At 49.1% G+C, this 25806-nt stretch carries 19 protein-coding genes; 12 read left to right on the forward strand and 7 right to left on the reverse strand.

Going from position 1 to position 25806, the window contains the following annotated elements:
- Nucleotides 1-162: 162 nt before the first annotated feature.
- Entirely contained in the window at nucleotides 163-4308 is a 4146-nt protein-coding gene (locus D4L85_RS33795) for a hybrid sensor histidine kinase/response regulator transcription factor (RefSeq protein ID WP_119758506.1), read from the forward strand.
- A gap of 721 nt (nucleotides 4309-5029) precedes the next feature.
- On the opposite strand, the gene D4L85_RS33800 is transcribed toward D4L85_RS33795, so the two are convergent.
- From D4L85_RS33800 to D4L85_RS33820, 5 genes are all read right to left on the reverse strand, one after another.
- Nucleotides 5030-5401, reverse strand: coding sequence for a hypothetical protein (locus D4L85_RS33800; protein WP_119758507.1), 372 nt, complete (start codon nucleotides 5399-5401; stop codon nucleotides 5030-5032).
- 1 nt (nucleotide 5402) lies between these two features.
- The gene (locus D4L85_RS33805) at nucleotides 5403-6158 is read right to left on the reverse strand and encodes a hypothetical protein (RefSeq protein ID WP_119758508.1); all 756 of its coding nucleotides are present in this window, start codon (nucleotides 6156-6158) and stop codon (nucleotides 5403-5405) included.
- Between the two features lie 86 nt (nucleotides 6159-6244).
- Nucleotides 6245-6994 (reverse strand): hypothetical protein, encoded by a 750-nt coding sequence (locus D4L85_RS34905; RefSeq protein WP_228450720.1) that lies wholly within the window; start codon nucleotides 6992-6994, stop codon nucleotides 6245-6247.
- A gap of 56 nt (nucleotides 6995-7050) precedes the next feature.
- Nucleotides 7051-10146: a T9SS type A sorting domain-containing protein gene (locus D4L85_RS33815; protein WP_119758509.1), complete on the reverse strand. Its 3096-nt coding sequence runs from the start codon at nucleotides 10144-10146 to the stop codon at nucleotides 7051-7053.
- Nucleotides 10147-10342: 196 nt separating this feature from the next.
- Entirely contained in the window at nucleotides 10343-11017 is a 675-nt protein-coding gene (locus tag D4L85_RS33820; protein ID WP_160144192.1) for a hypothetical protein, read from the reverse strand.
- 552 nt (nucleotides 11018-11569) lie between these two features.
- On the opposite strand from D4L85_RS33820, the gene D4L85_RS33825 reads away from it, so the two are divergent.
- Complete coding sequence (locus D4L85_RS33825) at nucleotides 11570-12865, forward strand: BamA/TamA family outer membrane protein (protein WP_119758511.1); 1296 nt, start codon at nucleotides 11570-11572, stop codon at nucleotides 12863-12865.
- Between the two features lie 39 nt (nucleotides 12866-12904).
- On the opposite strand, the gene D4L85_RS33830 is transcribed toward D4L85_RS33825, so the two are convergent.
- Nucleotides 12905-13390 carry a hypothetical protein gene (locus D4L85_RS33830; protein ID WP_119758512.1) on the reverse strand — a complete coding sequence of 162 codons (486 nt, stop codon included), beginning with the start codon at nucleotides 13388-13390 and terminating at the stop codon, nucleotides 12905-12907.
- 200 nt (nucleotides 13391-13590) lie between these two features.
- On the opposite strand from D4L85_RS33830, the gene D4L85_RS33835 reads away from it, so the two are divergent.
- The gene (locus D4L85_RS33835) at nucleotides 13591-14265 is read left to right on the forward strand and encodes a potassium channel family protein (protein WP_119758513.1); all 675 of its coding nucleotides are present in this window, start codon (nucleotides 13591-13593) and stop codon (nucleotides 14263-14265) included.
- 4 nt (nucleotides 14266-14269) lie between these two features.
- Here D4L85_RS33835 and D4L85_RS33840 read toward each other — a convergent pair whose 3' ends face one another.
- Nucleotides 14270-14854, reverse strand: coding sequence for a hypothetical protein (locus D4L85_RS33840; RefSeq protein WP_160144193.1), 585 nt, complete (start codon nucleotides 14852-14854; stop codon nucleotides 14270-14272).
- A gap of 153 nt (nucleotides 14855-15007) precedes the next feature.
- Between D4L85_RS33840 and D4L85_RS33845 the strand changes: the two genes are divergently transcribed.
- The 9 genes from D4L85_RS33845 (at nucleotide 15008) to D4L85_RS33885 (ending at nucleotide 25791) form a co-directional block, all read left to right on the forward strand.
- Entirely contained in the window at nucleotides 15008-16027 is a 1020-nt protein-coding gene (locus D4L85_RS33845; protein WP_160144194.1) for a hypothetical protein, read from the forward strand.
- Between the two features lie 310 nt (nucleotides 16028-16337).
- Nucleotides 16338-18440 (forward strand): sigma 54-interacting transcriptional regulator, encoded by a 2103-nt coding sequence (locus D4L85_RS33850; protein WP_119758516.1) that lies wholly within the window; start codon nucleotides 16338-16340, stop codon nucleotides 18438-18440.
- A gap of 354 nt (nucleotides 18441-18794) precedes the next feature.
- Nucleotides 18795-19118 carry a hypothetical protein gene (locus D4L85_RS33855; protein ID WP_119758517.1) on the forward strand — a complete coding sequence of 108 codons (324 nt, stop codon included), beginning with the start codon at nucleotides 18795-18797 and terminating at the stop codon, nucleotides 19116-19118.
- Between the two features lie 141 nt (nucleotides 19119-19259).
- Nucleotides 19260-20399, forward strand: coding sequence for a hypothetical protein (locus D4L85_RS33860; protein ID WP_228450721.1), 1140 nt, complete (start codon nucleotides 19260-19262; stop codon nucleotides 20397-20399).
- Between the two features lie 60 nt (nucleotides 20400-20459).
- Entirely contained in the window at nucleotides 20460-21077 is a 618-nt protein-coding gene (locus D4L85_RS33865) for a DUF4136 domain-containing protein (protein ID WP_119758518.1), read from the forward strand.
- Between the two features lie 11 nt (nucleotides 21078-21088).
- Entirely contained in the window at nucleotides 21089-21679 is a 591-nt protein-coding gene (locus tag D4L85_RS33870) for an outer membrane beta-barrel protein (RefSeq protein WP_160144195.1), read from the forward strand.
- A 51-nt stretch (nucleotides 21680-21730) separates the two neighbouring features.
- Nucleotides 21731-23086, forward strand: coding sequence for an anaerobic C4-dicarboxylate transporter family protein (locus D4L85_RS33875; protein WP_119758520.1), 1356 nt, complete (start codon nucleotides 21731-21733; stop codon nucleotides 23084-23086).
- An 89-nt stretch (nucleotides 23087-23175) separates the two neighbouring features.
- On the forward strand, nucleotides 23176-24225 hold the full coding sequence (locus tag D4L85_RS33880; protein WP_119758521.1) for an asparaginase: 1050 nt from the start codon (nucleotides 23176-23178) through the stop codon (nucleotides 24223-24225).
- 111 nt (nucleotides 24226-24336) lie between these two features.
- Nucleotides 24337-25791, forward strand: a complete 1455-nt coding sequence (locus D4L85_RS33885; protein ID WP_228450722.1) for an aspartate ammonia-lyase — start codon at nucleotides 24337-24339, stop codon at nucleotides 25789-25791.
- Nucleotides 25792-25806: the final 15 nt, after the last annotated feature.

Raw genomic sequence — 25806 nt, forward strand, 5'->3', positions numbered from 1 at the left:
CGATTTATTTGTTTTTGCCTGCACAAATATTGTAGACGGACGGGCGAGGAAGGGGCGAAATTCGTTTGGAAATAGGGGTACAAATGTCCTGATTGAACACATCGCCACTGATTGAAGGCACATTTTTTTAAATTTGCTTAACTTGAGTTGCACCTACAGCCTATGAATTTTACGGTAACGGCCAGGCGTAAATATTACCTTGTATTACTAATCACAGGGCTCCAGTCCGGTTTGCTGGCTGCACAAACAGGCCCTGTCAATTTCAAACACCTTTCCTATCGCGAAGGCCTGGTGCAAAGTCCGGTTTCGGCATTCCTGCAGGACGATCAGGGTTTTATTTGGTTCGGCAATCTGAAAGGCCTTACCCGTTATGACGGCTATGAATTCAAAACATTCGTGCACAACGTTTCCGATACAACCAGCATCAGCAACGATCGCGTGAATGCTGTTTTTATGGATAATGAGAAAACCATCTGGGTGGCCACCGCGCATGGGCTAAATCGCTTCGATCGCGATCTTGAAACCTTTGAATCCATTGACATCGTCAAGGCAAAAGGCGGCAGAAACTACATTTCTGCGATCGCCGAAGATGGCCGGAAAAACTTGTGGATCGGTACTTTCGCGGGCCTGAAGAAATTGAATCGAGCCACTAAAACGCTGGAAAAGGCCTCCCTAACGGACACCCTTTCGATCGCCAACGAGGCCGTGTACTCCTTATACATAGACCACGAAGACAAACTGTGGGTTGGATCAAAAAGTGGGCTGAACCGATTTGATCCCGGTTCAAGAAAAATGCTCACCCTGCCCGATGCTATTCAGACGAGCAAGCTACACCAGGCTACAAAAGTTGTTGTCACCCGGCAAACCGCCGATGGCGACCTGTGGTTTGGCACGGAAACTTCCGGCGTCTTTCGGTTCAACGCTGTCAGAAATGAAATACAATCGTATGTTTTCAAAGAGCATTGCGCTAATTGTTTGTCGTCCGACTGGATCAAGGATATTCTGATCTATGATAACAACACATTGTGGTTTGCCACACAGAATGGCATTAGTCAATTGAATACCACAACCCATCAGTTTACCAACTATCTGCACGATCCTACCAATACGAACACGATCAGCGACAATGCAACGCGGTGCCTCATGAAGGATCGCGCATCTTGTGTGTGGGTAGGCACCTTCTCCGGTGGCATTGATTTCTATTACCCCGGAAATTCAAACTTTAGCAATATCGGTGAAGCCGTCGGTCCAAAGGGGCTGTTGCATCCACTGGTGAACGCACTGGTGGAAGATGCTGATGGTTCGCTTTGGGTGGGTACCTATGGCGGCGGCGTAAGTCATATCAATAGAAAATCAGATTCTTTCACGCACTATTCAGTCAAGTCGCCGCGCCACGGAAGGATCATCAATGGTATCAAATCACTGGCCGACGACGGAAAGAATTTATGGATAGGCACCCTGGAGGGATTAAGCGTCTTACAAAAACCGTCCGGAAAAATCACCCATTTCGATATTCCCATCCGGCAGGGGCGACTCGGTGAGAAGATCGTCAATACGATATTACCGTATGACGGTGGCGCATGGATTGGTACAAACGGAGGTGGATTGAAATTCTTCCGCAACGGGCAAACCATTCTTTCGTACTTAAATGAAGGCGGCGCAGGATCGATCGCAGACAATTTCGTTACTGCACTCCTAAAAGATTCATTGGAAAATATTTGGGTAGGCACTCAGAACGGCTTGTCGTACTACGATACCCAAAAGAAGGCGTTTACGCAACTCTATAGAAGGAGTCGGGACATTCAAAGCCACATCAGTCACAATCACGTCACGGTCTTCTTCGTTGACTCGAAGCACAGGATGTGGATTGGCACTGAAAGCGGGCTAAACTACTTCGACATAAAATCAAAGGAATTCTACCCCATCACAGACCTGTTGGGTCTACCCGATCAATTCATTCACGCCATCACGGAAGACAAGGATCAGAACTTGTGGTTTAGTACCGATCTGGGCATTGTAAAATTGTCGTTTCGAAAATTCAGTGCCCCATTTCATGTTGATGATTTCCACTTTACGGTATACAAATCGTCCGACGGACTGTCGGGTAATCAATTTTCCAACACCTGTGGTCTGTCGCTTCAAACGCATGAACTGGCCTTTGGCGGACCGAACGGGTTGTCTATTTTTTCTCCCGACAAATTGCTGACAAACACCAGTCCAGCAACGATTGTGTTGACGGAAATATTGATCAACAACAAACGCGTTCCCATCGGAAGCGAATCTCCCATAGCAAAGTCACCCACACGGGTTGACAAAATAACGTTGAACTATAACCAGGGCCTCGTTAGTTTTAAGTTTGCTGCCCTTAATTACATCAATTCGGAAAAGAGCCAATATGCCATCAAACTTGCAGGGCTACGAGGCGATGACGCGTGGCAGCCCCTAGGCAATCAGCGGCTCGTCAATTTCACCAACCTCCAGCCGGGCAGTTATACCCTTCAGATCAAGGCATCGAACGATGGCAAGCAGTGGGGTGACGAAATCAGAAAAGTAGCGTTGATCGTGCTCCCTCCCTGGTGGAGAACCTGGTGGGCTTATGCCCTTTACGTTTTACTGGCCATGGGGTTTGTAACGGCCGTGCTGGGCCTTATGGATTATCGGCGGCGAATGCGTGCTGACTTGCAAATGGAGCATCTTCTGAATGAACGCCGGCAGGAGTTGTACCAAATGAAAATGAATTTCTTTACAAATATTTCGCATGAGATCCGAACCCCGCTTACACTCATTCTTGGACCGGTACAAAAACTGATGGATAGTTTTCCCGGTGAAGGATTCACCAGTAAGCAACTTCACCTGATCCGGAATAACGCTTCGCGCCTCCTGAAGCTTGTCACGGAACTCATGGACTTTCGCAAGGCCGAAGAGGGGCATATGTCACTTTATATATCGCAACACGACATCGTCCCTTTTTGCAGAAAGATATTCGAACACTTCCAAGGGCTTGCAGACGACAAAGGCATTGCTTATGAGTTTTTAAGCCATGAAGAATCGATAGGACTTTACTTCGATTCAAATCATCTTGAAAAAGTAGTTTTCAACCTTCTTTCCAATGCCTTTAAATTCACACCAGACCATCGCAGGATCGTCTTGAGCATCGAATCCCGCCAGGATTGGGTGGATATTCATGTTTCTGATAACGGGAAGGGAATTCCCGAAATGCACCAGGATCAATTATTTAAGAATTTTTATCAGGTCGATGACTCGGGCAGGCAGAACATGGGGAGCGGGGTTGGGCTGGCGCTTTCAAAGACTATCGTGGAACTCCACAAGGGCATGTTGCATTTTAAGAGCCATACGTGGACCGACGAAAAAGCCGGTAGTACCACCTTTACAGTGTCGCTAAAAAAAGGGACAGACCATTTTGATAAGACCCAGATCGTCTCCGAGTCACTCTATCCGGATGATTACCCGGAAATCGAATCGTTTCCGGATCCCGTGCAGAACGACGCATTGGAAACGGTCTTTGCAGCGCAGGTGAAACCGACCATTTTGATAGCGGAAGACAATGACGACGTCCGGTCATTTATAGCCGATACGTTAAGACCAAACTATGATATCATCGAGTTCGCTAACGGATCGCATGCCCTTCTTTCCATGGAGCGCAACATACCCGATCTCATCATCAGCGACATCATGATGCCGGGCGCCGATGGGCTCGCACTGTGCGCTTCTGTTAAGTCCACGGAGAACACAAATCACATACCGGTAATCCTGCTGACGGCTCGTTCCTCTATCGGGCACCAGGTACAAGGCCTGGCTACTGGCGCCGATGCCTACATCTCGAAGCCGTTCAATACGAAAATACTCGAGCTTACCATAAAAAATCTCCTCATGGCGAAGGAGATCATGCGCGAGAAGTTCTCGCAACAACTGATCCTTCAGCCCAGCAAGATCTCTTTAACTTCAAATTCGCCAGAGGAAAAGTTTATCGGCAAACTCATGGCCATCATTGAATCAAAAATGGATAACCCGGAATTTGATGTCGATGCACTGGTCATTGAAATTGGCATGAGCCGGTCTGTCCTTTACAAGAAAGTACAAACCCTTACAAGCTATTCGGTTGCAGACCTTATTAAAGAAATGCGGCTGAAAAAGGCTGCCGAACTTTTGAAGCAGCCCTCTATGTCCGTGGCCGACGTTGCGTTTTCCGTTGGCTTTAACGACCGCAAGTATTTTAGCAAGGAGTTCAGAAAACAGTTCGAAATGTCGCCCTCTGAGTTTATCGACGCCCATCAAGCGAAGGGTTGATTCGTTCCAAAGCAGCTATTTTCCCATCTCTCTTTTTGATAGTTTTTCCCCAATCACCTGCATTCGCTTTCAATCTTCAAACCGCTGATCATAAATTCCCCAGCCGGCATCCTCAACTGGCGCAACCCGGTATTCAGCGAGGCAGGCAGCTTGCAAAAAACTCAATTGGCAATCGAATCAGGAAAAACGGGGAAACCCTTTTCTTACTTTGACAAAAGTACCATGGCTGTTATCGGGTGGAGAAAAGCTCAACTGGGCAACGGGTTACTTTTCAAGGGGTCAGACATTAAGACGGATCATCCGGCCAGAATCAAGACAAGACCGCTCCGAATGATCCTTAGAAGGAATCATAGTTCAACTATTCAAAGATAAAAACAATGACAAGAAAAATGATCAGCTTTTTAATCGGCCTTTCGCTTTTTCTCCTGATGCTGACTTTGAAGGTTATACATTGAGAAAAGCGCATCATTCGTGCAAGAACTACACAAGATAACGCTTTTCGCCAGGTCAAACATTAATGATCATCCGGCCGGAATCAAGACGAGACTGTGGCGAATGATGCTTCCATCGAATGGTCGGGGAGAGTCGTTTGGGAACCTTGAAATTCCCAAGCATCACATAAAAAATCGGAATTCTTTTTTATGATCTCCAGCTTTCAATCTGCACGGATGTTCCGCCGCTTGATCACGTTTATAGAGAAAAATGCCGGCTAATAAAATATTCACAGCCTTTTATATAGTGTTGATCCGATTTTAAGTTCTTCAAAAGAATCAAAGCTGAACTTGTAGGTCACCGGTGGCTCGTCTCCCGGGGATTTTACTAGTCGTGTACTGTCGTTCACTTGAACTACCTGCAAAAACTGAAAGGTGACACTATCGTTCTGAATTCGCCAGGCACCCTTCTCCACGATAGCGACCTGGTTGGAGTCGTCGATCAGATTGGAGACAAAGTCGCCGTTGGGTAAAACAATAAAGATTTCGCTTACATTCCCGTTCTTGGATCGTATCCACGTCCCTGACAAATCGTGGCCTGCGTCGGAGCAACCCTCCAGCAGGACTAAAAAGAGACAGCAGAGTTGAACGCGCCGGCGCATACTATTGAAAATGGGTTATCGTTTTGAGCTTCGTAAAAATTATCCCCGGATAGTGCCCTTCCAATTTTAACAGCTCATGGCCTTCCTTACTGATCCAGCTATAGTCAAAGCTCTCGCTGTCGTACTGCAGTTTTATCTTCCAGCACTTTATTTTCACACCATTCGGCCCCAAAAAATCCTCTTCACTCAGAACCTCTACCGGATAATACTGGGGTGGCGTTTCGCCTCCCGGGTGATAGAAGTTAATGGCCAACTTCTGCCCAACCTTCTTAATGGGTAACAACGCCAGCGTCTCCAAATCCATTTCGAAGCAAAATGGAAAATCCCTAAATTCCGTGGCGAAACCAGCTTTCGTGTTGTGCTCAACCGTATCTGCTCCAACGATCCGGCCAGGCAAATAATTGAATGCCTCAATTCCGGATCTTAGCCTCCTCGTGTAGTCATAGATAGTCCTCAGGCTGCCACGATCAGAGAGGGTATAGACAAACTTGTTATTTACAGTATCCGCATAATATCTCATCTGTTTCACAAGGACCACGTCCCGCCCCTCTTTTTTTTCAAATCGCGTCTCGCGGTTCCACATTGAAATTTGAGTAACCGCTCCCGTTTTGGCGTTTGCAGAGGTCACCAGGTAGGTTGATTTACCGGGTTTCAAAAACTTAATCAACAGGTTTCCCCTTTCAACACTGACCGAGTCGCGTTGCGCAACGGATTCAATAGAAAACAGCAGAAATAACAAAGCGAGTTTTGTCTTCATGGGTTCGAGCTTAACTATGTTTAGGCTGATGAACGTAAAAAATTGGCAAGCAATCGTATCAGGGAGCCATTTTTTTTACATTTTTTTTATGCATCATACCATTCAGCCTCCACGTTGCGGTATTGATCAGGGAGTTGTTTCATCGCCTCCTCTATCGAATCGTAAGGAGCGTCATTCTGAACTTCCCAATCGCTGGAGCAGCTAAAACGATATACTTGCGATGTATCCTTGTATCGGCAAATGGCCAGCCCGTATATCTCTATTTCACGCTCATCATCAACAAAGGGCATTACTCCAAAGGGTCTGTCGCCAGACCAGGCCCATTTGATTACCTGTGCTCCGTCTAATTCGGCTGGCGGTGCATGCTGTAGTTCGTCCTTCATCTCTTTCTTCAAGTCCGTAACTTCGACGCCGATGTCCAGCGGAAGTTTGTCGGTGTACCCACAGCTGTTGAACCAAAATGGATTTTCCTCATATCCCTCAACAACTTCCAAGAACTTACTCGACATCACGCCCCATCCCCTTCCGGGGAGTTCAATCCAGTTGTTTCGGAAGCCATCCTCCGTCTTGTAGTCGGATACTTTAAAAATATACCGGTCCACGCTTACCAGCGCTCCATCCTTGAACTTCGCTATTTTTCGAATTTCGTGGGCAAACGCTGATATCTCATCCGTTGTCCCTATGAATGTCACCTTCTCCTCTGAATGTTCAATGTTTAGACCCTTGGGGAGCGTTACACGTAATGTGATCTTGTTCGCCGAAAAAAGGTCAAACAGCCTCGTAAGTAACCTGGCCACTTTATCTTTTTGGCCTGAATTAAAAGCTGAGTCTTTCATACATTTTTTAGGCAAATGAATCATCTAATCACGCAGTCTTTTTGCGCAGTAAGAGATTATTCTTTCACCAACTTCACCTGCAGGGTTTGGCCACAATCCTTCCATTTCAAAATATAGACGCCGTTAGGTTGATAGGTGAGGTTCAGTACGAGTTCATCACCGGACCGCACTGCCGTGGCCGACTGCAGTTGCCCCATCGCATTAAAGAGATCATAACTTGTACTGCAACCTGTAGCAGGAATTTTTACATAATACGATCCGGCACTCGGATTGGGATACACCGCCAGCGGTTCGTTCGTTGACTGTTCCGTTGCTGTGATCAGCTTTACGACGAGTGTATGCTCTACCGGCGTGGCCGGCAGGTAGTTGGCGTTGCCTTCCTGGGAAGCCCGGATCGTGGCTTCGCCGCTTTTCAGAACGGTAACGGTGTTGCCGTTTATGGATGCGATCTCGGGATGATTGCTGGTGAACGCAACGACCAGCCCCGAGGAAGCTGAAGCTGTAAGATCAAACGGCACGCTGTCGGTATCTTTTTCTTCCAATGAACCGAACGTGATGACTTGCGTGGCTTTTTGGATCGTTAACGTCTGCGGCACAGCCTTTGCTGCGGCAAACGATTCGTTGCCTGCCTGCGTTGCTGTGATGATCGCGGTGCCCGCGCCGACCACCGTGATTTGATTTTCCAAAACGGTGGCGACCGCGAGGTTTGAACTGGAAAACGAAACAGGCAAATTCGAGGTGGCGGTGGCATGCACTTCAAAAGGTGCGTCACCATAAGTTTTGCCTGGCAGCGGATCGAACGTAATGGTTTGACCGGTCTTTAAGCCGGAATAAACAGAAGCCAGATGCGAACGGGGCCCATCGTTGTAAGTATAAAAATACCCCCCGATTACAAGCGTGCCGTTGGGATGAATGGCTATCGCGTTTACCGCGCCATCAAATCCGGTTCCGGCATCGAACGTAGGGTCTACCGTGCCGTCGGCATTGAGTCTTACGATATTGTTTTGTGTGTTGCCCTTGTACTTGGTGAAGTAACCACCCACCAGAATTTTATCATCGGGCTGCGATACAATTTTGTATACGCCAAGGTCAAAGCCGCTGCCGCTGTTGAAGGTGTTGTCGATGGTGCCATTGGTATTCAAGCGAACGATATTCTTAACCGCCGTGCCGTTATAGGACGAAAAGGTGCCGCCGACCAATATTTTCCCATCGGCTTGAACGGCCAATGCAAACACGCGATCGGTCACGCCGCTTCCCATTAAAAACGTATTGTCAACCGTACCGTCGGCGTTTAGCCGTACGATGTGGTTAGCAGCATTGCCGTTTACTTTTGTAAAACTGCCGCCCGCAATAATCTTTCCGTCGGCCTCCTGTACGGCCAGTACTTCGATCTCCTGGTCGAAGGTGAGTGCTGCGTCAAATGCGGGGTCGAGTGTCCCGCCAGGTAAAAGTCTCGCAAAATTTCCACGTGGCGTGCCATTGTAATTTGAGAAATATCCGCCGATCAGAATTTTTCCATCCTTTTGCAAGGCCATCGAAAACACGCCGCCGTCGAGGCCGGTACCTGCGGCCAGGGCGTTGTCTACACTTCCATCGGGATTTAGCCGGATTAACCCTCGATGTTGCTGGCCTTGATAAGTCGAAAATTGGCCGGCCACCAAAATCTTGTTGTCGGGCTGGACGATGAGATCGCTGAAGTAAGTATTAAAGCCCTTACCGACAGCAAACGTTTCGTCGAGGCTGCCGTCTTCGTTGATCCGCACAATTTTATTGCGGGCTTTCCCGAGGTATGATGTAAAATATCCGCCGGCAATAATCTTACCATCGTTCTGAACGGCCACGGCCGTCACCTGATCGTCGAAGTGGTAGGTGTCGTTTGTGTTAAACGAATCGTCGAGGGAGCCATCGGCATGGAGGCGTGCTATGCGTTCGCGGGTCACCCCGTTGTAGGAGGTGAATCCACCAGTCGCCAGGATTTTGTTATCTGCCGTCAATGCTAAACTTTCCACAACAAAGCTGGCGCCCCACTCTTGCTTAAAGTTGGGGTCGACAGCACCATTGGCGGTGAGGGCAACGAGGAAGCGATAATCTTTTCCATTGAGGCTGTTGAAAAATCCACCCACGAATATTCTTCCATCCGGATGCACCACCACGGCATTAAGATAGGCGGCGTTGTAGATACTGAATTCGCCGGCATCAAAATCTGTATCCAATGTGCCGTCGCTGTTCAGGCGGGCCAGGGCGACCCTCTTTACTCCGTTGTAGGTTGAGAAGTCGCCACAAACCATAACTTTTCCATCGGCAAGCAATTTAAAATCGTTTACGCGTCCGTTAAAACCCAGGTTGGTATTGAATGAAAGATCACGGGTACCGTTGAGGTTCAACAACACCATGTCATACGCCGCGGTACCGTTAAATTGTTCGATAAAGCCACCGACAAAAAGTTTTCCATCGAGGCGCTGCACCAAGGCATTAACCAATATGTCGACGCCGGTTCCGATGGCAAACGTATTGTCTACCGTGCCGTCGTCATTCAGTCGCACCAGGTTCTTCGATGAGGTTGCGTTTTTGGCAGTGAAATTTCCTCCCACCACGAATTTACCATCGGCTTGTCGCAGCATGGTATGCACCACCGGCATGTAGCGGGGCATGCCCAACGGATCAATAAAGAAACTGACCTCGCTGTTAAAGGAGTTGTCGCGACTGCCATCGGCATTTAGCCTGATCAATCCGTGTGCAGCGCTGCCGTTAAAGGAAATAAAGTCGCCGCCGACTAAAATCTTTCCATCGGGTTGAACCAGAATATCGACCACTACCTGGTCGTACAAATGTTCAAACCCAAAGCCGGAGCCGGTATTGAATGTATGGTCGACGCTTCCATCGGTGTTGAGGCGTGCAATGCCCCCCAAGGCCTCACCGTGATAATATGTGAATCGTCCGCCAATCAGGATCTTTCCGTCGGCTTGGATCGCGGAAGCATAAATCTCTCTTTCGGCGCCAACCAGGCCCGGATCCGCGGCATTAAAGTCGGGATTGAGCGCTCCCGCTGTTTGGCCATTCGCGACCAGTACCAGCAGAAAAAAATTGAAGAAAAGTACAATGAGAAGGGGCTTGATTTTGCTTAAGCGTAAGCAAGTAACAACTGTATTCATGGCGGATGGGGAATAATGGCGTAAAAACCGGTTTGGGATTTGATTGTACCCTCTCAAAGTTAAAATTTATTCCCTCAAATCGTTTCAGCCGAAGTGTTATATTTTCCAGTAAAAAAGAAGAAAACAGCATTGATAACGGCACCGCTACTCCAATGCACTATACCGATCGGTTTTGAAACTCCCGCTGTGGCGGCATTCAAAACGACACCGTAACATTCAATCCCGTGTTGACGAAGGCCAGGTTAAAATCAGATTGTATGTTGCTTAGGTTGCCAATCGTGGCCTTCACCCGCTGTCTGCCGGCAGAGTAATCCGCAAAACATCCGAGCTCCACGTTGCGGGAAAGTCGCACACCAAACTGCAGCCCAAGCAGAAAGCTAAAGTTGGGCGAGGACTTGAAATCGAGCAATTCGTTGAAGACCATGTTCCCTTGCGTGTCGTATGCGCTGATGACAAACGAGTCGATGTTGGTGAACATAAAACCGATGCCGGTCTTTATGCCCAGGTAGGTCGCTTTGGAGAGCAGGATCTCGAAGTACGGGCCAAGGCTGGCGAGCAAAGGGTTGTAGTTTGCCTCGGCCACTGCTGTGCGATAGCCAAGCGATGCAGTGAGGTTTTCCTGCAAGGCCATGTTGTCGAGTTGGTTTTGTTGATACGACAGGTGGATGAGCATGTAAAATCCCGCGGGCCACGAATTCGTCCGGACTTTGTCTTCGAACACGGCGCCCCAACCGTTTTTTGCAAAGCTGCCGGAATTGTCCAGGCTGGTCGATTTAAATTTGCCGGTGGGGAAGCTTCGAAAAAATCCAATCGCGTATTTATTCTGGCCAAAGCTCGCCGTCGAGATGCCGAACAAAAAGACAAGCGCCATTCCGAAGCGCTTTGTTTTAAGCGACGCCAGCCGATATTGTTTTTTATTTGTGTCCATTCGATGTGCATCATTCCTTTCTTCGAAAGGACGACGATTCCGGGTGTATGTATCTGACCTTTCGAAAATGACGAAAATTGGAACCGAGCGTAGTGAAAGGACAGGATAGAAGTAAAATACGAAAGATGCGTGACATCACCATAAAAGCGTGCTTCGAATTTCATGAAGGTCCGCCACCAACGAAATCATTTCGTCATCGGCTTGTTCAAACGAAGGTGTCGAGCACTCCTCAACGATAAATCTAAAGATAACACCCAAACGGCTTTGCCAGGGCGTTGGTTTTGTTTAGATTCAGGTATGGCTTTCACGTTCACCGATCGGCCTATTCTATTGACGGTATTTCACCGCCCTGTTTTCAAAAATTTACAGACGTTTCTCTTATCAGTACTGCTGTTTATACCACGTTCCGTTTGCTAGTGGCCGCGTGAATTGCCGTCGCGCATGAAAAGATGGCCGGCCCGGCCGTGCCTTGGTTGTCTCTAAAAAAAGAAACAAATGAGACTCCCTTCATTTGCCCTGTTATTTTTAAGATTCGCTGTCGCGTTCGCCCAGCAAGAAAGCATCATGCCCGGCCACCCCGCCGGCATGACCGGTTTGACAACCGAAACGCCATCCGAAACCCGCGGGATCTATGACACCCCGGCAATGGACCTTCGTGCGCGACTAACCGCATCTGACAAAAACGTCTATCCACAACGTTCACTGAAACCAGCGTCCCATTCCCGAGACACGTCCAATACCATGAAGATGCTGAACAAGGCAAACGCTTTTATGCAATGGTACATGGTTTACTTTCCCATGCCGTTCGGCTCATACAGCAAGGAAACCAACTGGCTTTTTGGACTCAGCAAATACAATGCCTTCACCGTCAAACCAAAAAACACCATCGATTCTGTGACGCAGGCGTCCAGCATATCGGCTTTGGCATATTACACTCTGAATACGCAATACAAAATGGTGTTGGAGTCCAACATCATGCAGCATAACAACAAGGCGATCTGGAAAACAGATATCCTCTATACGTATTATCCGCTTCTTTTTTATGGCGTGGGCAACGACACGGACCTCGAAAACGAAAGTACGCTCAACACGACAAACGTCCAATGTTACAGCTATTACCTGTTCAAAGTCTATAAAAAATGGTATCTCGGGCCGGTCTTCGATTATCTCAACTACTACCAGGTGAATTTGATCGATGGCTCCAGCACCGACCAACAAGGCACCACCCTGACGGAATACCAGGGAAGACAAACCGGCCTGGGCATTAAGCTCTCCATGGAGGGACGCAACAACCGGCTCAATGCCAAGTCGGGGGTGTATGTTGATGCGGGGTTTACGCGCTACTCTACTGCACTGGGTGGCCGCTTCAACTATTCTTATTTTCAGTTTGACGTGCGCTACTACCACACGTTTCGAAAAAAACTTACGGTGGCCACACAACTGCGAACCGAATCCAAGCGAGGTGATGTGCCGGTTCAGTCGCTGGCCTTCCTGGGAGGAGATTACTTCATGCGTGGGACTTACCTGGGACGATACCGCGACCATGTCGCGCTCGATTCGCAGGTCGAACTCCGGTTTCCCATCTTTTGGATCATCGGCGGAACCTTGTTCGGTGGTCTTGGTCAGGTGGCTCCTGCGTATAGCAAAATCAATATCGGGTCCTTTCACGAAACCCACGGCTTCGGCCTTCGACTCCAGGTCGATCGCGCGCATGACATCAATCTCCGGCTTGACATCAGCTTCAGCAAAGATCAGTCGATCATTATTATGAATTTCGCGGAGGCTTTTTAGGGACGTCGTGATGGCAGAAAATTAAACGAAGCGATCCAGTCAATTCCGCTTCGCGATGCTTTGCAGTTCGCCGTAGGTTGGGATTTGCTGCATGATGGATGCCCTGATCTGCGTGAGCAGGTATATTTCCGCCTGGTAAAATTCAAAGGCTACCACCGAATTGGTGGCCGTCTTTATTTTCTTGTAATAGAGTTCTAGCATTTTTTCCTGGTTCATCCGGTTTGCAAAGTATTGTTGTGCGAGCGAATCGGCGCGGGCGGCGGTCATTTGCTGGTAGGCCTGCGCCGTGCGTTCGTAAAGTCGTATCCTCGCCTTTGCCTCGGGTTTGACGGCAACCTGGTACTCGTTATAGATCTTCCAGAACGCCACCGAGTCCTTTCCCGAAACGGGCACTAATTTTTGAATGATCTCCAGCTTCTGTACGTGTAGCAAATTGACGATGGCATCTGCTTCGGCGTCCGAGGTTTGTGCATAGGCTCCCCCTGCACAAACAGCAACGAGCACCAGGGATAGTATTGTTTTCATGAGTTTTATTTTTGAACGTTTATCTCCATTGCGCTGACGTCTATCAAGGTACTCATATTTGTTGCCCGATCTACGTTAAATGAAGCTGTTAACCGTTAAACGGTGTTGGATGAATAGGGCGGTTGTTATCGGGAAGTAATTTATTGAGTACCTTCATCATTGAACCCTAACCCCTACCGTACGTCTCGTACGCGATTGCCATGAACGCCATCGACAACCTCTGGAAAAACGACAAGGGATTTATCTGGATGTTGGTCATCGCTACCATAACCTTAATCAGCAGCCAGCTTTCCGAAGGGATCCTCTGGGAGAGCAAGTTTATTGTGCGAGCAGGATTCTTCTTCGTTACGCTTATTGCCATCCGATCTTCCACCCTATCGAAGTTCGGAAAATTGTTGGGGTATGCCATTGCTGCCGCGATCTTGCTATTAGCCGTGGTCATGATCCGCGAGGAAAGACCAGCGTTGAATTTAGTTTATACCATACTGGTCGCCGGGTACATGATCTACATTATTACCATGGTCATCCGTCAGATCTTTACAAGTCAAATTACTACGGTCTATCAAATTGGTGGTGGTGTGGCGGCTTATATCTTACTGGGCCACATCTGGGCGTCCATGTACCTCGCTCTATACATTATTCAGCCTGGTTCATTTCAGTATGGCGGCGCAGCCATTCAAAACGACGAAGCACTAAAACAATTATCGTACTTCAGTTTTGTGACGCTGACCACCATCGGTTATGGGGATATCACGGCGGTGGGCCCGGTGGCGCGTATCTTGGTTATGATCGAAGGGCTTTTGGGTCAATTGTTTCCCGCTATTTTTATTGCCACGCTGGTCAGTCATCAAATTGAGGACTCCCGGAAAAAATAGCCAATCAGATATCCGGAGTAAAATCACGCACGTGGATGTTGTCAACACCCTTGCTGTCGAACGGATATTCGATCAGCGTTTGGAAGTTACTGAGGGTTACCAGGATCAGGCTGGTGAGCGCCAGAAAAATATAAATGGCCCATGCCGGAACCAGCGACTCCAAGCGAAACAGAAGGATTGGAGCCTGGACCAATGGAAAAATGATGATGAATAAGATCGTATAAAACCGAAGCCCGATCATGGTACGGTGACGGACGAGGCTGATCAAATAAACGGAACTCTCGGTGACATCCTTCAGGTAGCGGATGGTTCGAAGCACGTTGCGTTTTGAAATTTCCTCGCGGTTGGTTTCAATAAACGCGAACACTTCGTTTAGTTTTTTTTGCAATAGTGCGTAGCCCAACGTCCGATGCTCCAACTGGTCGATAAGCTGCGCAGCCACGCCTTTCAACAACCGACGCGCCTCGGTTTTCTTTTCCGCAAGCAGGTCTTCCGGGATCTGAAACGAATAATGCAGCGCCATCGACGCTCCTTTGAATAAACTGAAATATTCCAGTGCCTTGTCACGGCGCTTGAATGCGGCTTGCATAGAGAAATGTAAGGGAAAAACCACGCAAAGGCCGAACAACAAGAGATCGAGGTGAAATTTTATCTGGAAATGAATAGCCAAAAATGCCGCCACCTGCGAGATGACTAAGGCCAAAAAAGTTCGTAAATTGAAGAAGTTCAAAATTTTCATGGCATGAAAAAGCGCTACGGTTTAATAATGACCCTGGTCATTGTTTTCACCTGTTCCTTTGGCCAGGATGTTCCACTCTTTCAATCAAAGGAAGCGATTAACGTTCGTATAACCGGCTCAATCAAATCTATCAAAAAGAAGTCAAATGATTCCACGCTGGTTGCCGGAAAGTTTCTGTACGAGCAAGGTCAGGATCAATGGATCACTGTACCTGTACAAGCCCGGGTAAGAGGAAACTATAGACTGGCCAATTGCTTCTTCCCTCCCTTGAAACTGAAATTCGCCAAAAAGGACGTTGAATCAACGCTTTTTGCGGGAAACAAAGCCCTGAAGCTGGTGTTCCCTTGTCACACGTCGTCGGACAAGAACACCCTGGTTCGCAATGAATATCTCTGCTATCAATTTTATCAAATCCTCTCCCCCTACTATTTCAGGACCCGGCTTGCCCACCTCGACGTCACCGAAATCTCAAGGAAGAAACCCCGCAGCTATGACCTGTTGTCTTTTTTTGTGGAAGACAATTCGATGGTGGCCAAACGCAGTCACGGCAAGATCGTCGAAACAAAGGGCATTAACCCGGCATCTTTTGATGAAAAGCAATCGGTACGAAACGATTTCTTTCAATACATGATCGGCAACGCCGACTGGTCTGCCGTCTTTCAGCACAACAGCAATACGATGTTTGTCAACGGCAAATACGTTCCGTTGTCCTACGACTTTGACATGTCGGGGTTTGTGAATGCAGGCTATGCTCACGAAAATGCGCCCACCCTGGGAACGGGCGATCCACGCGAGCGCGTTTACCGCGGCTATTGCAAATCGAAAACCGCCATGGAAGAGATTCGGAAAGAATTTTTGGAAAAAGAATCCGCGTTGCATGCCATCATCGATCAACACGCCGCGCATTTCACCAAAAATGAATTGGAAGACATGCACGGTTACCTCGATGAGTTTTTTAGAATTCTAAAAAGCGACGACCGGTTTAAAGATTCCATTTTGGACTTGTGCCGGACGACGAAATAGACCTCCCTTATTTCCTCCCCGTTTTACGTCTCTCGTTTTACCGTATGTTACCGTAAAACGGGCCTACCGGTGTGGCATTTACCTTTACTGTCAGCCTTGTTTTATCTACCTTCGAAAGGGTTGTTACCAGGGCTCACGTCATCCTATTCCAATGATCAACAGGTTGAATTTGGAGAAGCGCTAGCCTCCGGGCGCAACCACGCATTTAGGGTTACTTCGCGAATTGTAGTCCAAGCTTTCTTTCGCTAGTAGTTCATGGATAGCAGGTGTTGATTTGAGTAACCGGCTTCAAGTACCAAACAAACGCGACATGGAAGTTTTTTACACGTCCTTCGGCCTTGTTACTGCTGGCGTATCGTTAGCCATGGGTTCTATTTATCTTTTTCTGGCGGTGAGGAAAAGTGAACGTACCTATTTGTATTTCGGTCTGATGGGATTTGCCCTGGTGTTCTTCTTTCTTACACCACCGATCGGGTTTATTCTCCATGACGTGCCCCCCTATCCTGCCAACATTCTTCTAAAGAGAGTCTTCATCTTTTCCTACTACGCGCTCACGCCCTGGTTCATTCTGGGGTATTCCGGATATCCCAAAAAATGGCTCGCGTACGCGATCGGGATCATCGTCGTGGTTTGTTATGCCGCGATGTATTTCACGGCCGATCCCGCCACGAAGCCCGCCTGGGCGATCGTAAGTTTGTTAGGTTTCGGTTGCACATTGCTGCTGGGGATCCTGGCCGTGCGCTGGCAATTTGTGAACGACCAAAAAAAACGCGCCTATCCCCTGGCCATGGTGATGGCGATCTACGGTGTTTTGTGTTTGCTCGCCATCCTAAACCAACTGACGCCCGGCGATCGCACGGTGATATCCAACCTGAAATTGTTTTTCCCCATGCATTTCCATGCGCTTTTGTTTATGTTGATCATGGGCCAACGCTTAGCATCGGGCTTGCTGGAAAAGTATGCCCTGGAGCAAAGCCTGCAGCTCAGCGAAGGGAAGTGGGATTCGTTTATGCAGCATGCCACCTTTATGATCGTGGAGCATGACCGTGATGGCCGGATCACATTTGTCAATGACTACTGCATCCGTTTACTGGGCTATTCGAGTGCGTCGGATTTACTCAAGCTCAACTGGTTCGACAAATTTCTTTCTCCTGCCGACCGCAACTATATGCGGAACCTCGTCCGGGAGGCCCGCCATCCGAAAACTGCGCTGCCGGTCGTTAAGACTCCGATCCAGGCAAACGATGGACAAGAGCTTGTGATTGCCTGGTCGAATTTTCCGATCAACGATGCCCAGGGTGTTGTTCAAACCGTGATGAGTATTGGAAGGGATGTTACGGAAGAAGAAAAGGCAAGTGCGCTGGTGGAGAAACTGAAAAACGAGTTGCTCAAGGAACAAATCATGTTAAGCCGTCAACCGCCGGTTGAAAATCATGGGATCGTCGGTGAAAGCAAGGGCTTGGGTTATGCCATTCAAAAAGCCGAACAGGTGGCAACAACGCTCGCACCGGTGCTGTTGGAAGGCGAAACGGGTGTAGGCAAAGAGTTATTTGCCAACCTCATACACGACAACAGCTTGCGGTCCGACAAACCTTTTGTAAAAGTGAATTGCAGCGCTCTGCCCAAGGAACTTATGGAAGACGAGTTGTTCGGTCACGAGAAGGGCGCCTTCACCTCGGCCGCACAATCGCGCAAGGGGCGTTTTGAATTGGCGGACGGCGGAACCATTTTTCTCGATGAGATCGGGGAGCTTCCCCTTGACATGCAACCGAAATTATTGCGCGTGCTTCAAAATGGAGAGTTCGAGCGCATCGGCGGGCAAAAGACCATCCGGGTAGACGTTCGCATCCTGGCGGCCACCAACCGGAATCTCTCCGCAGAAGTACAACAAGGCAATTTTCGCAGCGACTTGTATTATCGGCTCAACGTGTTCCCCATCACCATTCCACCGCTACGCAACCGCAAGGAAGATCTCCCACTCCTTATTCATCATTTTATGGATCAGAATTGCAAAACGTATCACCGGAATTTGGAGCAAATATCTCGGGCCAACCTGGAACATCTTCTGAACTATGATTGGCCCGGCAACATCCGTGAGCTGCGGAATGTCATTGAACGTTCGGTTATTGTCAGCCAGGGAAAGACGCTGCAGTTGGATTGGTGGGTGGAGGAAACCGTGAGCAAAATACCGGCCGGCGACCACACGCTCGGCCACATTGAAAGAGATCACATTATCTCGGTGATGGAGCGCTGCCATTGGAAGATCAACGGCGAAAATGGTGCCGCTGAAATCCTGGCCATGCATCCCAACACGTTGCGCTCGAAAATGAAAAAACTCGACATCAAAAGGCCTGGCTTGCCCGAGGATCTTGAAACTTCTCCAGACGATCTGCCGCACCACAGCTCCTTGTGATCGTTTCCTACAAAATCTCAACCCCTCTGGTTACATCGCTCCCGGATCCAGCCGGTCTATTCATTCACTAATGATGCTGTGATTTTTTAAGCCGCGCGTGACACCCAGCGCTCGCTCGTCAATCTTCTTTAACGATTCGATAACAATGCTCACGATATTTCGTGAGGCTCACGAAATATCGTGAGCACTATCATCACCCAAGGCCCACTCGCATACAACTTTATTTTACATAAAGCGCTTTTGCAGGCTGTCAAGCCACACGATGGCGATGACGAAAGTTTTGGTATGGCGATTGTATAGCCGCACGTTACCGATTTTGTTAACAACCCCCAAAACGCCTGAACCATATTCGTTATGGAAAGCAAACCCTGCTTGTTTAAGATCTCCGGATCGATCAATACGGAAAAACACAAGGAGTTTGAGCAAACGGTCCGGTTCGTTTTCAAACTGCTTCCCCACAGTTGCTTTTCGAGTCACCTGGCATTAGATGTCTTTAACAACAACGTCTATCATCTTTTCATGCTGTGGTCATCGCATGTCGAGCTCGAGACTTTTAAGCACAGCAATGAATATCACGTCATCAAAGGTTCTTTTCAAACCCTTGGCTTAATGGATAGCTATGTTACGGCAACGTGCATGGACGTACACGGGTTGGAGATGAACGATGCCGACACGTGAGCGTCACTGATCAACTAAATCGACCGGCATGAATTTCCAGACGACTTCGCCAGCGACGGCAATATTTTGCAAGGATAGTATACGATGTTCTTACACTCTGAAAAACCTGCAACGGGATGAAGTAGACTTAAATACAACGCTATGAAACGAAAGATCTTTACAACCTTCTGTCTGCTTGCTGTGCTCTGGTGTCGTACGGACCGAAACGCTGTGTACGGACAGGTCTATTCAAACAAAGTTGTCGGCAAGAAGAACGCGGACGTGATCGATAGCTTAAAGGCCGCCCCATACCCTTATGCACTCCCCATCCTTGGCAAAAAGGCCGCCGCATTGGGTTTCAACTTGCCGTACTCCGCCGGGATCGGCATCAACTACCTGTGGCAAGAGTCCGACCTGGTGATCAACAACCTGGAAATTGGTTTTAACAACGGCCCGCTACACAACCTGGATGAGATCGTGCGCTTCAACAACGCCACGTCTAACGCATCGGGCTGGAATATTCGCCCAGACATCTGGCTGTTTCCTTTTTTGAACATCTATGGCATTCTCGCCAAATCCAGTCCTTCCACCGCCGTCGACTTCAGTGTATACGTGCCGGACGCCGATGGCAATTGGAACAGTGTGCTGACGATGAACACCAAGGCCAATTTCCAAGCGTCCACCCTGGGATTCGGATTGACACCAACGATCGGTGTGGGGGGCGGGTGGATGGCGCTCGATATGAACTTCAGCTGGAGCGATATACCCGAATTGGAGAAACCTGCCTTTGCCACGGTGTTCGGACCCCGTCTGGGCAAAAGTTTTAAGCTCAAAAAACCCGAACGCAACATTGCCCTATGGGTCGGAGGCTTCAGGCTCCACCTCAACTCCGGCACTACCGGTTCGATCCAATTGAATGAAGTGATCGATGTCTCCGGGCTACAGACCCGTGTCGACAATGGAATCACCAAAGTTGGTAACGGCCGCCAGCAAGTGGACACCTGGTGGGGCGGTCTCACACCCGTGGAGCAAAAGAACCCCGTGAACGTCGCCAAATATGAAACAGCCAACCGCGCACTCAACGCCGCCGGCAGCTTTCTAAACGGACTCGATGAAGCCCTTAACGATGACCAACACGCCACGGTTCAATATTCGCTGAGCAAGCGTCCCAAGGACATGTGGAATTTTCTGATCGGCTCGCAGTTCCAATACAGCAAGCATTGGATGGTGCGGTGTGAATACGGCTTCCTGGGATCGCGCACGCAGGTGATCGCCGGTCTTCAATACCGGTTTGGATTATAAAGAATAACTCGTCCGGCGCGTGCCGGCCATATGAACATATACTCTAAACAATTTTTACGTATGAAAACAAAATTAATTACTGTCTTACCGATGATGGTGCTGCTGGGGGCCTGCTACCCCAACGGCCCCGAGTATGTTAACGATGCCGACGTTGTGGCCACGAGCTACGATGTGAAGTATGATTTCAAATCACAATCGACCTTTGCCATGCCCGACAAGATCGTGGTGGACGTCGAGATCAAACAAGGCGACACCACCTACGAATACATGCCGGACAAATTTGCCACCGTCGTTTTGGATGCCATACAGAAAGACATGGAAGCCTACGGTTGGGACCGTGTGGACATCGATGAAGATCCGGATGTGCTGCTCACACCGGCGGCCATTTCGTCGACCACGTACTTTTATACCTATTGGTATGATTGGTGGTATGGTGGTTGGTACGGCGGATGGGGCTGGTATTATCCTCCGTATTACACGGTGAGCAGTTACACCACAGGGACGATGATCCTGGTGATTGCCGATCCCAGTCAGGCAAGCGAAAGCCCGATCAATCGCTCGCAAGCTGCATGGGTAGCGGCCTCCAACGGATTGCTGACGGGCTATTATGACATCTCGCGCATCACCGACGCCATACACCAGGCTTTTGCACAATCGCCCTATTTAAAAACCAACTAATGCCCTCCGCCATGAAAAAAATAATCATCCTCGCGCTGCTCGGCATTTGCGCCGGCACGCCGCTATTGGCCCAAAACAATTTTGTCATCAGTTATTCGATCGCCCAGCCCACCGGAGACCTCAACAGCTTCATTGGTAAAACCAGTTTTCGCGGGATCGCATTTGACTATCGCTATACCGTGAAAGACAACATGGCGCTCGGTTTCTCCCTGGGCATGAACACGTTTTACGAGTCCAAGCCCAAGGATACTTACACGGTCGACAACATATCGCTGACGGGAAAACAATACCGGTACAGCAACAATATTCCCATGCTGGCTACCGCCACCTATTTTCTGAGCCCGGAAGAGCCACTAAAACCATTTGTTACGCTCGGCATCGGCACGATGTATTCGCGACGCAATACCGACATGAATTTATATACGATCGAATTGGAAGCCTGGAACTTCGCCTTGCAACCCGAGATCGGTGTGCAATATGAAATGACAGACATGACGGCCATTCACCTGTCGCTAAAATACATGCAAGGATTTCAAGCCGGCAGTGAATTGAAGTCAGCGCAATCGTATTTCTCACTGAACGTCGGCTTTGCCTTCTTTTGAAAGGGCTGGCTTTGAAAACCATTTGACTTCGTCTACACTAACCCATACGCTATGTCCCCCCTGGTTCAATTGGCGATCTTGTTAGCCTGCATCTTCATCGGCGCCCGCATGTCGGGCATCGGGCTTGGTGTGATGGGAATGATGGGTTTGCTCATCTTCATCTTTGCCTTTGGCGTGGAGCCCTCCGACCCGCCGTTGGAAGTCATGCTGATCATCCTCAGTGTGGTGACTTCGGCCGCGGCGTTACAGGCCGCCGGTGGCATGGATTACCTGGTCGATGTAGCGGGAAAAATTTTACGCAAACATCCATCCCAAATCACGCTGCTGGGGCCGCTGGTGACTTATGCTTTTGTGCTCTTTGCCGGTACGGCGCACATCTCCTACTCCATCATGCCCATCATCGCCGAGGTCGCCATTAAGAACAGGATCCGGCCGGAACGCGCGATGAGCATGAGTGTGACCGCTGCACACATGGCCATCACGGCCAGTCCGGTATCGGCGGCAGCGGCAGCCTTGCTTTCGGTGCTTGGAGGAACCGGTGTCGGGCTCGCGCAAATTCTGTTGATCGCTATACCCTCGACGCTGATCGGTGTGCTGGTTGGGATTCTATTTGTCTGGAAACGCGGCAAAGAGCTCGACCAAGATCCCGAATTCCTGGAGCGTATGAAAGATCCGGCCTTTGTAAAAAATCTTGAGGGCAACGAAGAACAGGCCACCACAACCTTGGCCCCAGGGGCCATCAAGTCGGTCGTCATTTTTGCGCTCGCGATATCGGCCGTTGTCCTCCTGGGATCCTTCCCGGATCTGTTACCCGAGTTTTCCGGTAAAGAAGGATTCACGCCGGGCTTCGCTGTAAATGCATCGGGGCGATTGCAGATGCCTTCCATGATCATGATGATCATGCTGTCGGCCACCGGATTGATCATTCTGTTCGCCAACACGACGGCAGCAAAAGTGACGAAGGCAAGTTTGTTTGCCTCTGGCGGTCAGGCCACGATCGCCGTGTTTGGGGTGGTGTGGATGAGCAGCACCTTTATGGATCACAATTTTGAAGTCATCAAAAATACACTGGGCGAAGTGGTGGCGGCTTACCCCTGGCTTTTCGCGGTTGCTCTATTCTTGTTGAGCATGTTGTTGTACAGTCAAGCCTCTACAACGAAGGCCCTCATGCCGTTGGGCCTTTCGCTCGGATTGTCGCCCGCCTACCTGATCGGAATATTTCCGGCCTGCAACGGCCACTTTTTTATTCCGGGCTATCCCACCTTGCTCACCGCCATCCAATTCGATCGCACGGGCACGACGCGTATTGGCAAGTATGTATTGAATCACAGCTTCATGCTACCGGGCATTGTCACCACCGTCGCTTCGGTCTTGGCTGGACTGCTGCTACAATCCGTCCTGCTGTAACTTAAAAACTCAGCGCATGAAAAAATGAATTAAAAATCCTCGATAGCCCATGTGGCATTCTACTCTAACTAAACCCTAACAATCATATCATGAAAAAGCTACTCACCATTCTAACACTCTTGATCTTGACTGCCCAAGTTCAGGCGCAGTCATTACCCAGGGTAATCATTTTAGCCACCGGCGGAACCATTGCCGGTGCAGGGGCCGCCGCAGACCGGGCCGGCTACACCGCCGGAAAGATTCCGATTGACGATCTGATCGGCGGTATACCTTCCGTAAAGAAAATTGCCACCATCACTGGCGAGCAAGTCGCCTCGGTTGGCAGCCAGGACATGACCATTGATATCTGGAAAAAACTGGCCATTCGCGCCAATGAAATTTTTGCAAAAAATGAAGCGGATGCCATTGTTGTCACACACGGCACCGATACGCAAGAAGAAACGGCTTACTTTCTCGACCTGGTCATTCCCTCCGACAAACCGGTTGTCCTCACAGGCTCTATGCGTCCGGCAACTGCCATTAGTGCGGACGGTCCAAAGAATCTTTATGATGCCATCACCGTAGCGATCAATCCAGCCACCAAAGGCAGGGGCGTATTGGTGAGCTTCAATGAAGGGATCTACGATGCGAGAGAAGTTATGAAGTTGAGCACAACCAAGACCAATGCTTTTGGATCGCCCAATACCGGCCCCGTGGGTCAGGCTTATGATGGCCGCGTGGAGTATTATTCTTCATCCGATCGTGAAGTGAATCCTAAAAAACCAATTGTGTTAACCACCGACACAAAATTACCCCGGGTGGATATTGTATACATGTATGCCGATGCCCCCGCTGACCAGATCGATATGCTGATCGGTAAAAAGGTAGACGGCATCGTCATTGCCGGTGTGGGAAACGGCAACTTCAACAAAGCCTACATGGAGGGTGTGAAACGCGCTGTGAAGGCAGGCATTACGGTTTGCCGCGCCAGCCGGACACCTTCGGGCAGGGTCGTGCTTCACGACGAGATCAATGATGATGAATTGGGCACCATTGTCTCGGACGATCTGACACCTCAAAAAGCCAGAGTCTTGTTAATGCTTGCCCTGACAAGGACAAAAGATAAAAAGCAACTTCAGGACATTTTCTTCAAATATTAAAACACCGAACCGCTGCACTGATTTCCATTGCGCTCAGGTTCATCATCTGGGCGCAATTCGTCAGGGGCTGTGTGATTTATCCTAAAGACAAAAAATAAAATAATGAAAGCGATGAAATTTATAAACGTGCTGTCAGGGTTGATGCTGATCGGTCTTCAATACACACTGGCACAACAAACCCGCACCGAAAAAGACCTGCTGGGTGAAAAGCAAATTCCAGCCGATGCCTACTACGGTGTTCAAACCCTTCGCGCGCTGGAGAACTTCCAGATCAGCGGGGTAAAAACTAATTTTTATCCTGACTATGTCAAGGCCTATGCCATCGTGAAACTGGCGGCGGCCCGTGCCAACACAGAAGTGGGGCGAATGAAAAAAGAACGAATGGACGCCATTGAGAAAGCCTGCCAGGCCGTGATCGGCGGGAAATATCACGACCAGTTTCTCACTGACCTCTACCAAGGAGGTGCCGGCACATCGGCCAACATGAATGCCAACGAAGTGCTGGCCAATATTGCGCTGGAAATGGGGGGTCATAAAAAGGGAGAGTATCAATTTATTGAACCTCATGACGACCTGAACATGGGCCAGTCCACAAACGACGTATACCCAACGGCCATTCACATCGTCTTGATACTACACAACGACAAAGTGATCAAAGAAGCGGAGTTGTTAGCTCAAGCCTTTCACAAAAAAGGAGAAGAATTCAAAAACCTGGTGAAGATGGGCCGCACCGAAGGCCAGGATGCTGTGCCCATGACATTGGGACAGGAATTCCATGCCTTTGGTTCCCAGATCGATGCTGCCATTGACGCCCTTCGCAAAAGTGAAGCCTATCTATACGAAGTGAACATGGGCGCCACCGCGATTGGCACAGGGCTCACGGCGTCGCCCGGTTATGCCGAAAAATGTGTGGCACAACTTGCCAAACTTACGGGCAAACCCATCGTTGGACCAAAAGATCTGATTGCCGCTACGAGCAGCATGCAAGCGTTTGTCATGTTTTCTTCCGCTTATAAAAACCTGGCGGTTACCCTTTCCAAAATTAGCAGCGATTTAATTTTCCTTGCCTCCGGTCCACGCAACGGGATTTTTGAGATCAATCTACCGGCGCTGCAACCGGGTTCGTCCATCATGCCGGGAAAAGTAAATCCCGTCATGCCGGAGGTGATGAATCAAGTGTGCTACAAAGCGATGGGCAACGATGCAACGGTTGCGATCGCTTCACGCGACGGCCTCCTGCAACTCAATGCCTATGAGCCGGTGGTCGCCACCTCCATCATGGAGTCGCAAGCGCTTTTTTATAAGCTGATGCCTTTGTTCCGCAAAAATTGTATTGACGGAATCACCGCGAATGAAAAAGTCCTCAAGCATTATTTGGAAACGACCGTGGGGATCGTGACGGCGCTCAATCCTGTTCTTGGCTATGAAAAAACAACGGAACTGGCCAAGGAAGCACTTCAAAGTGGCAAGGGAATTCTTGAGTTGATCCGGGAGAAGAAACTGCTGACGGAAGACCAGATCAAGAAGCTTATGGACCCGGCTGCTTTGACCGGACAAAAACTGTAGTGCTAAAAGGTCAGC

Source organism: Chryseolinea soli, assembly GCF_003589925.1.
GTDB lineage: Bacteria > Bacteroidota > Bacteroidia > Cytophagales > Cyclobacteriaceae > Chryseolinea > Chryseolinea soli.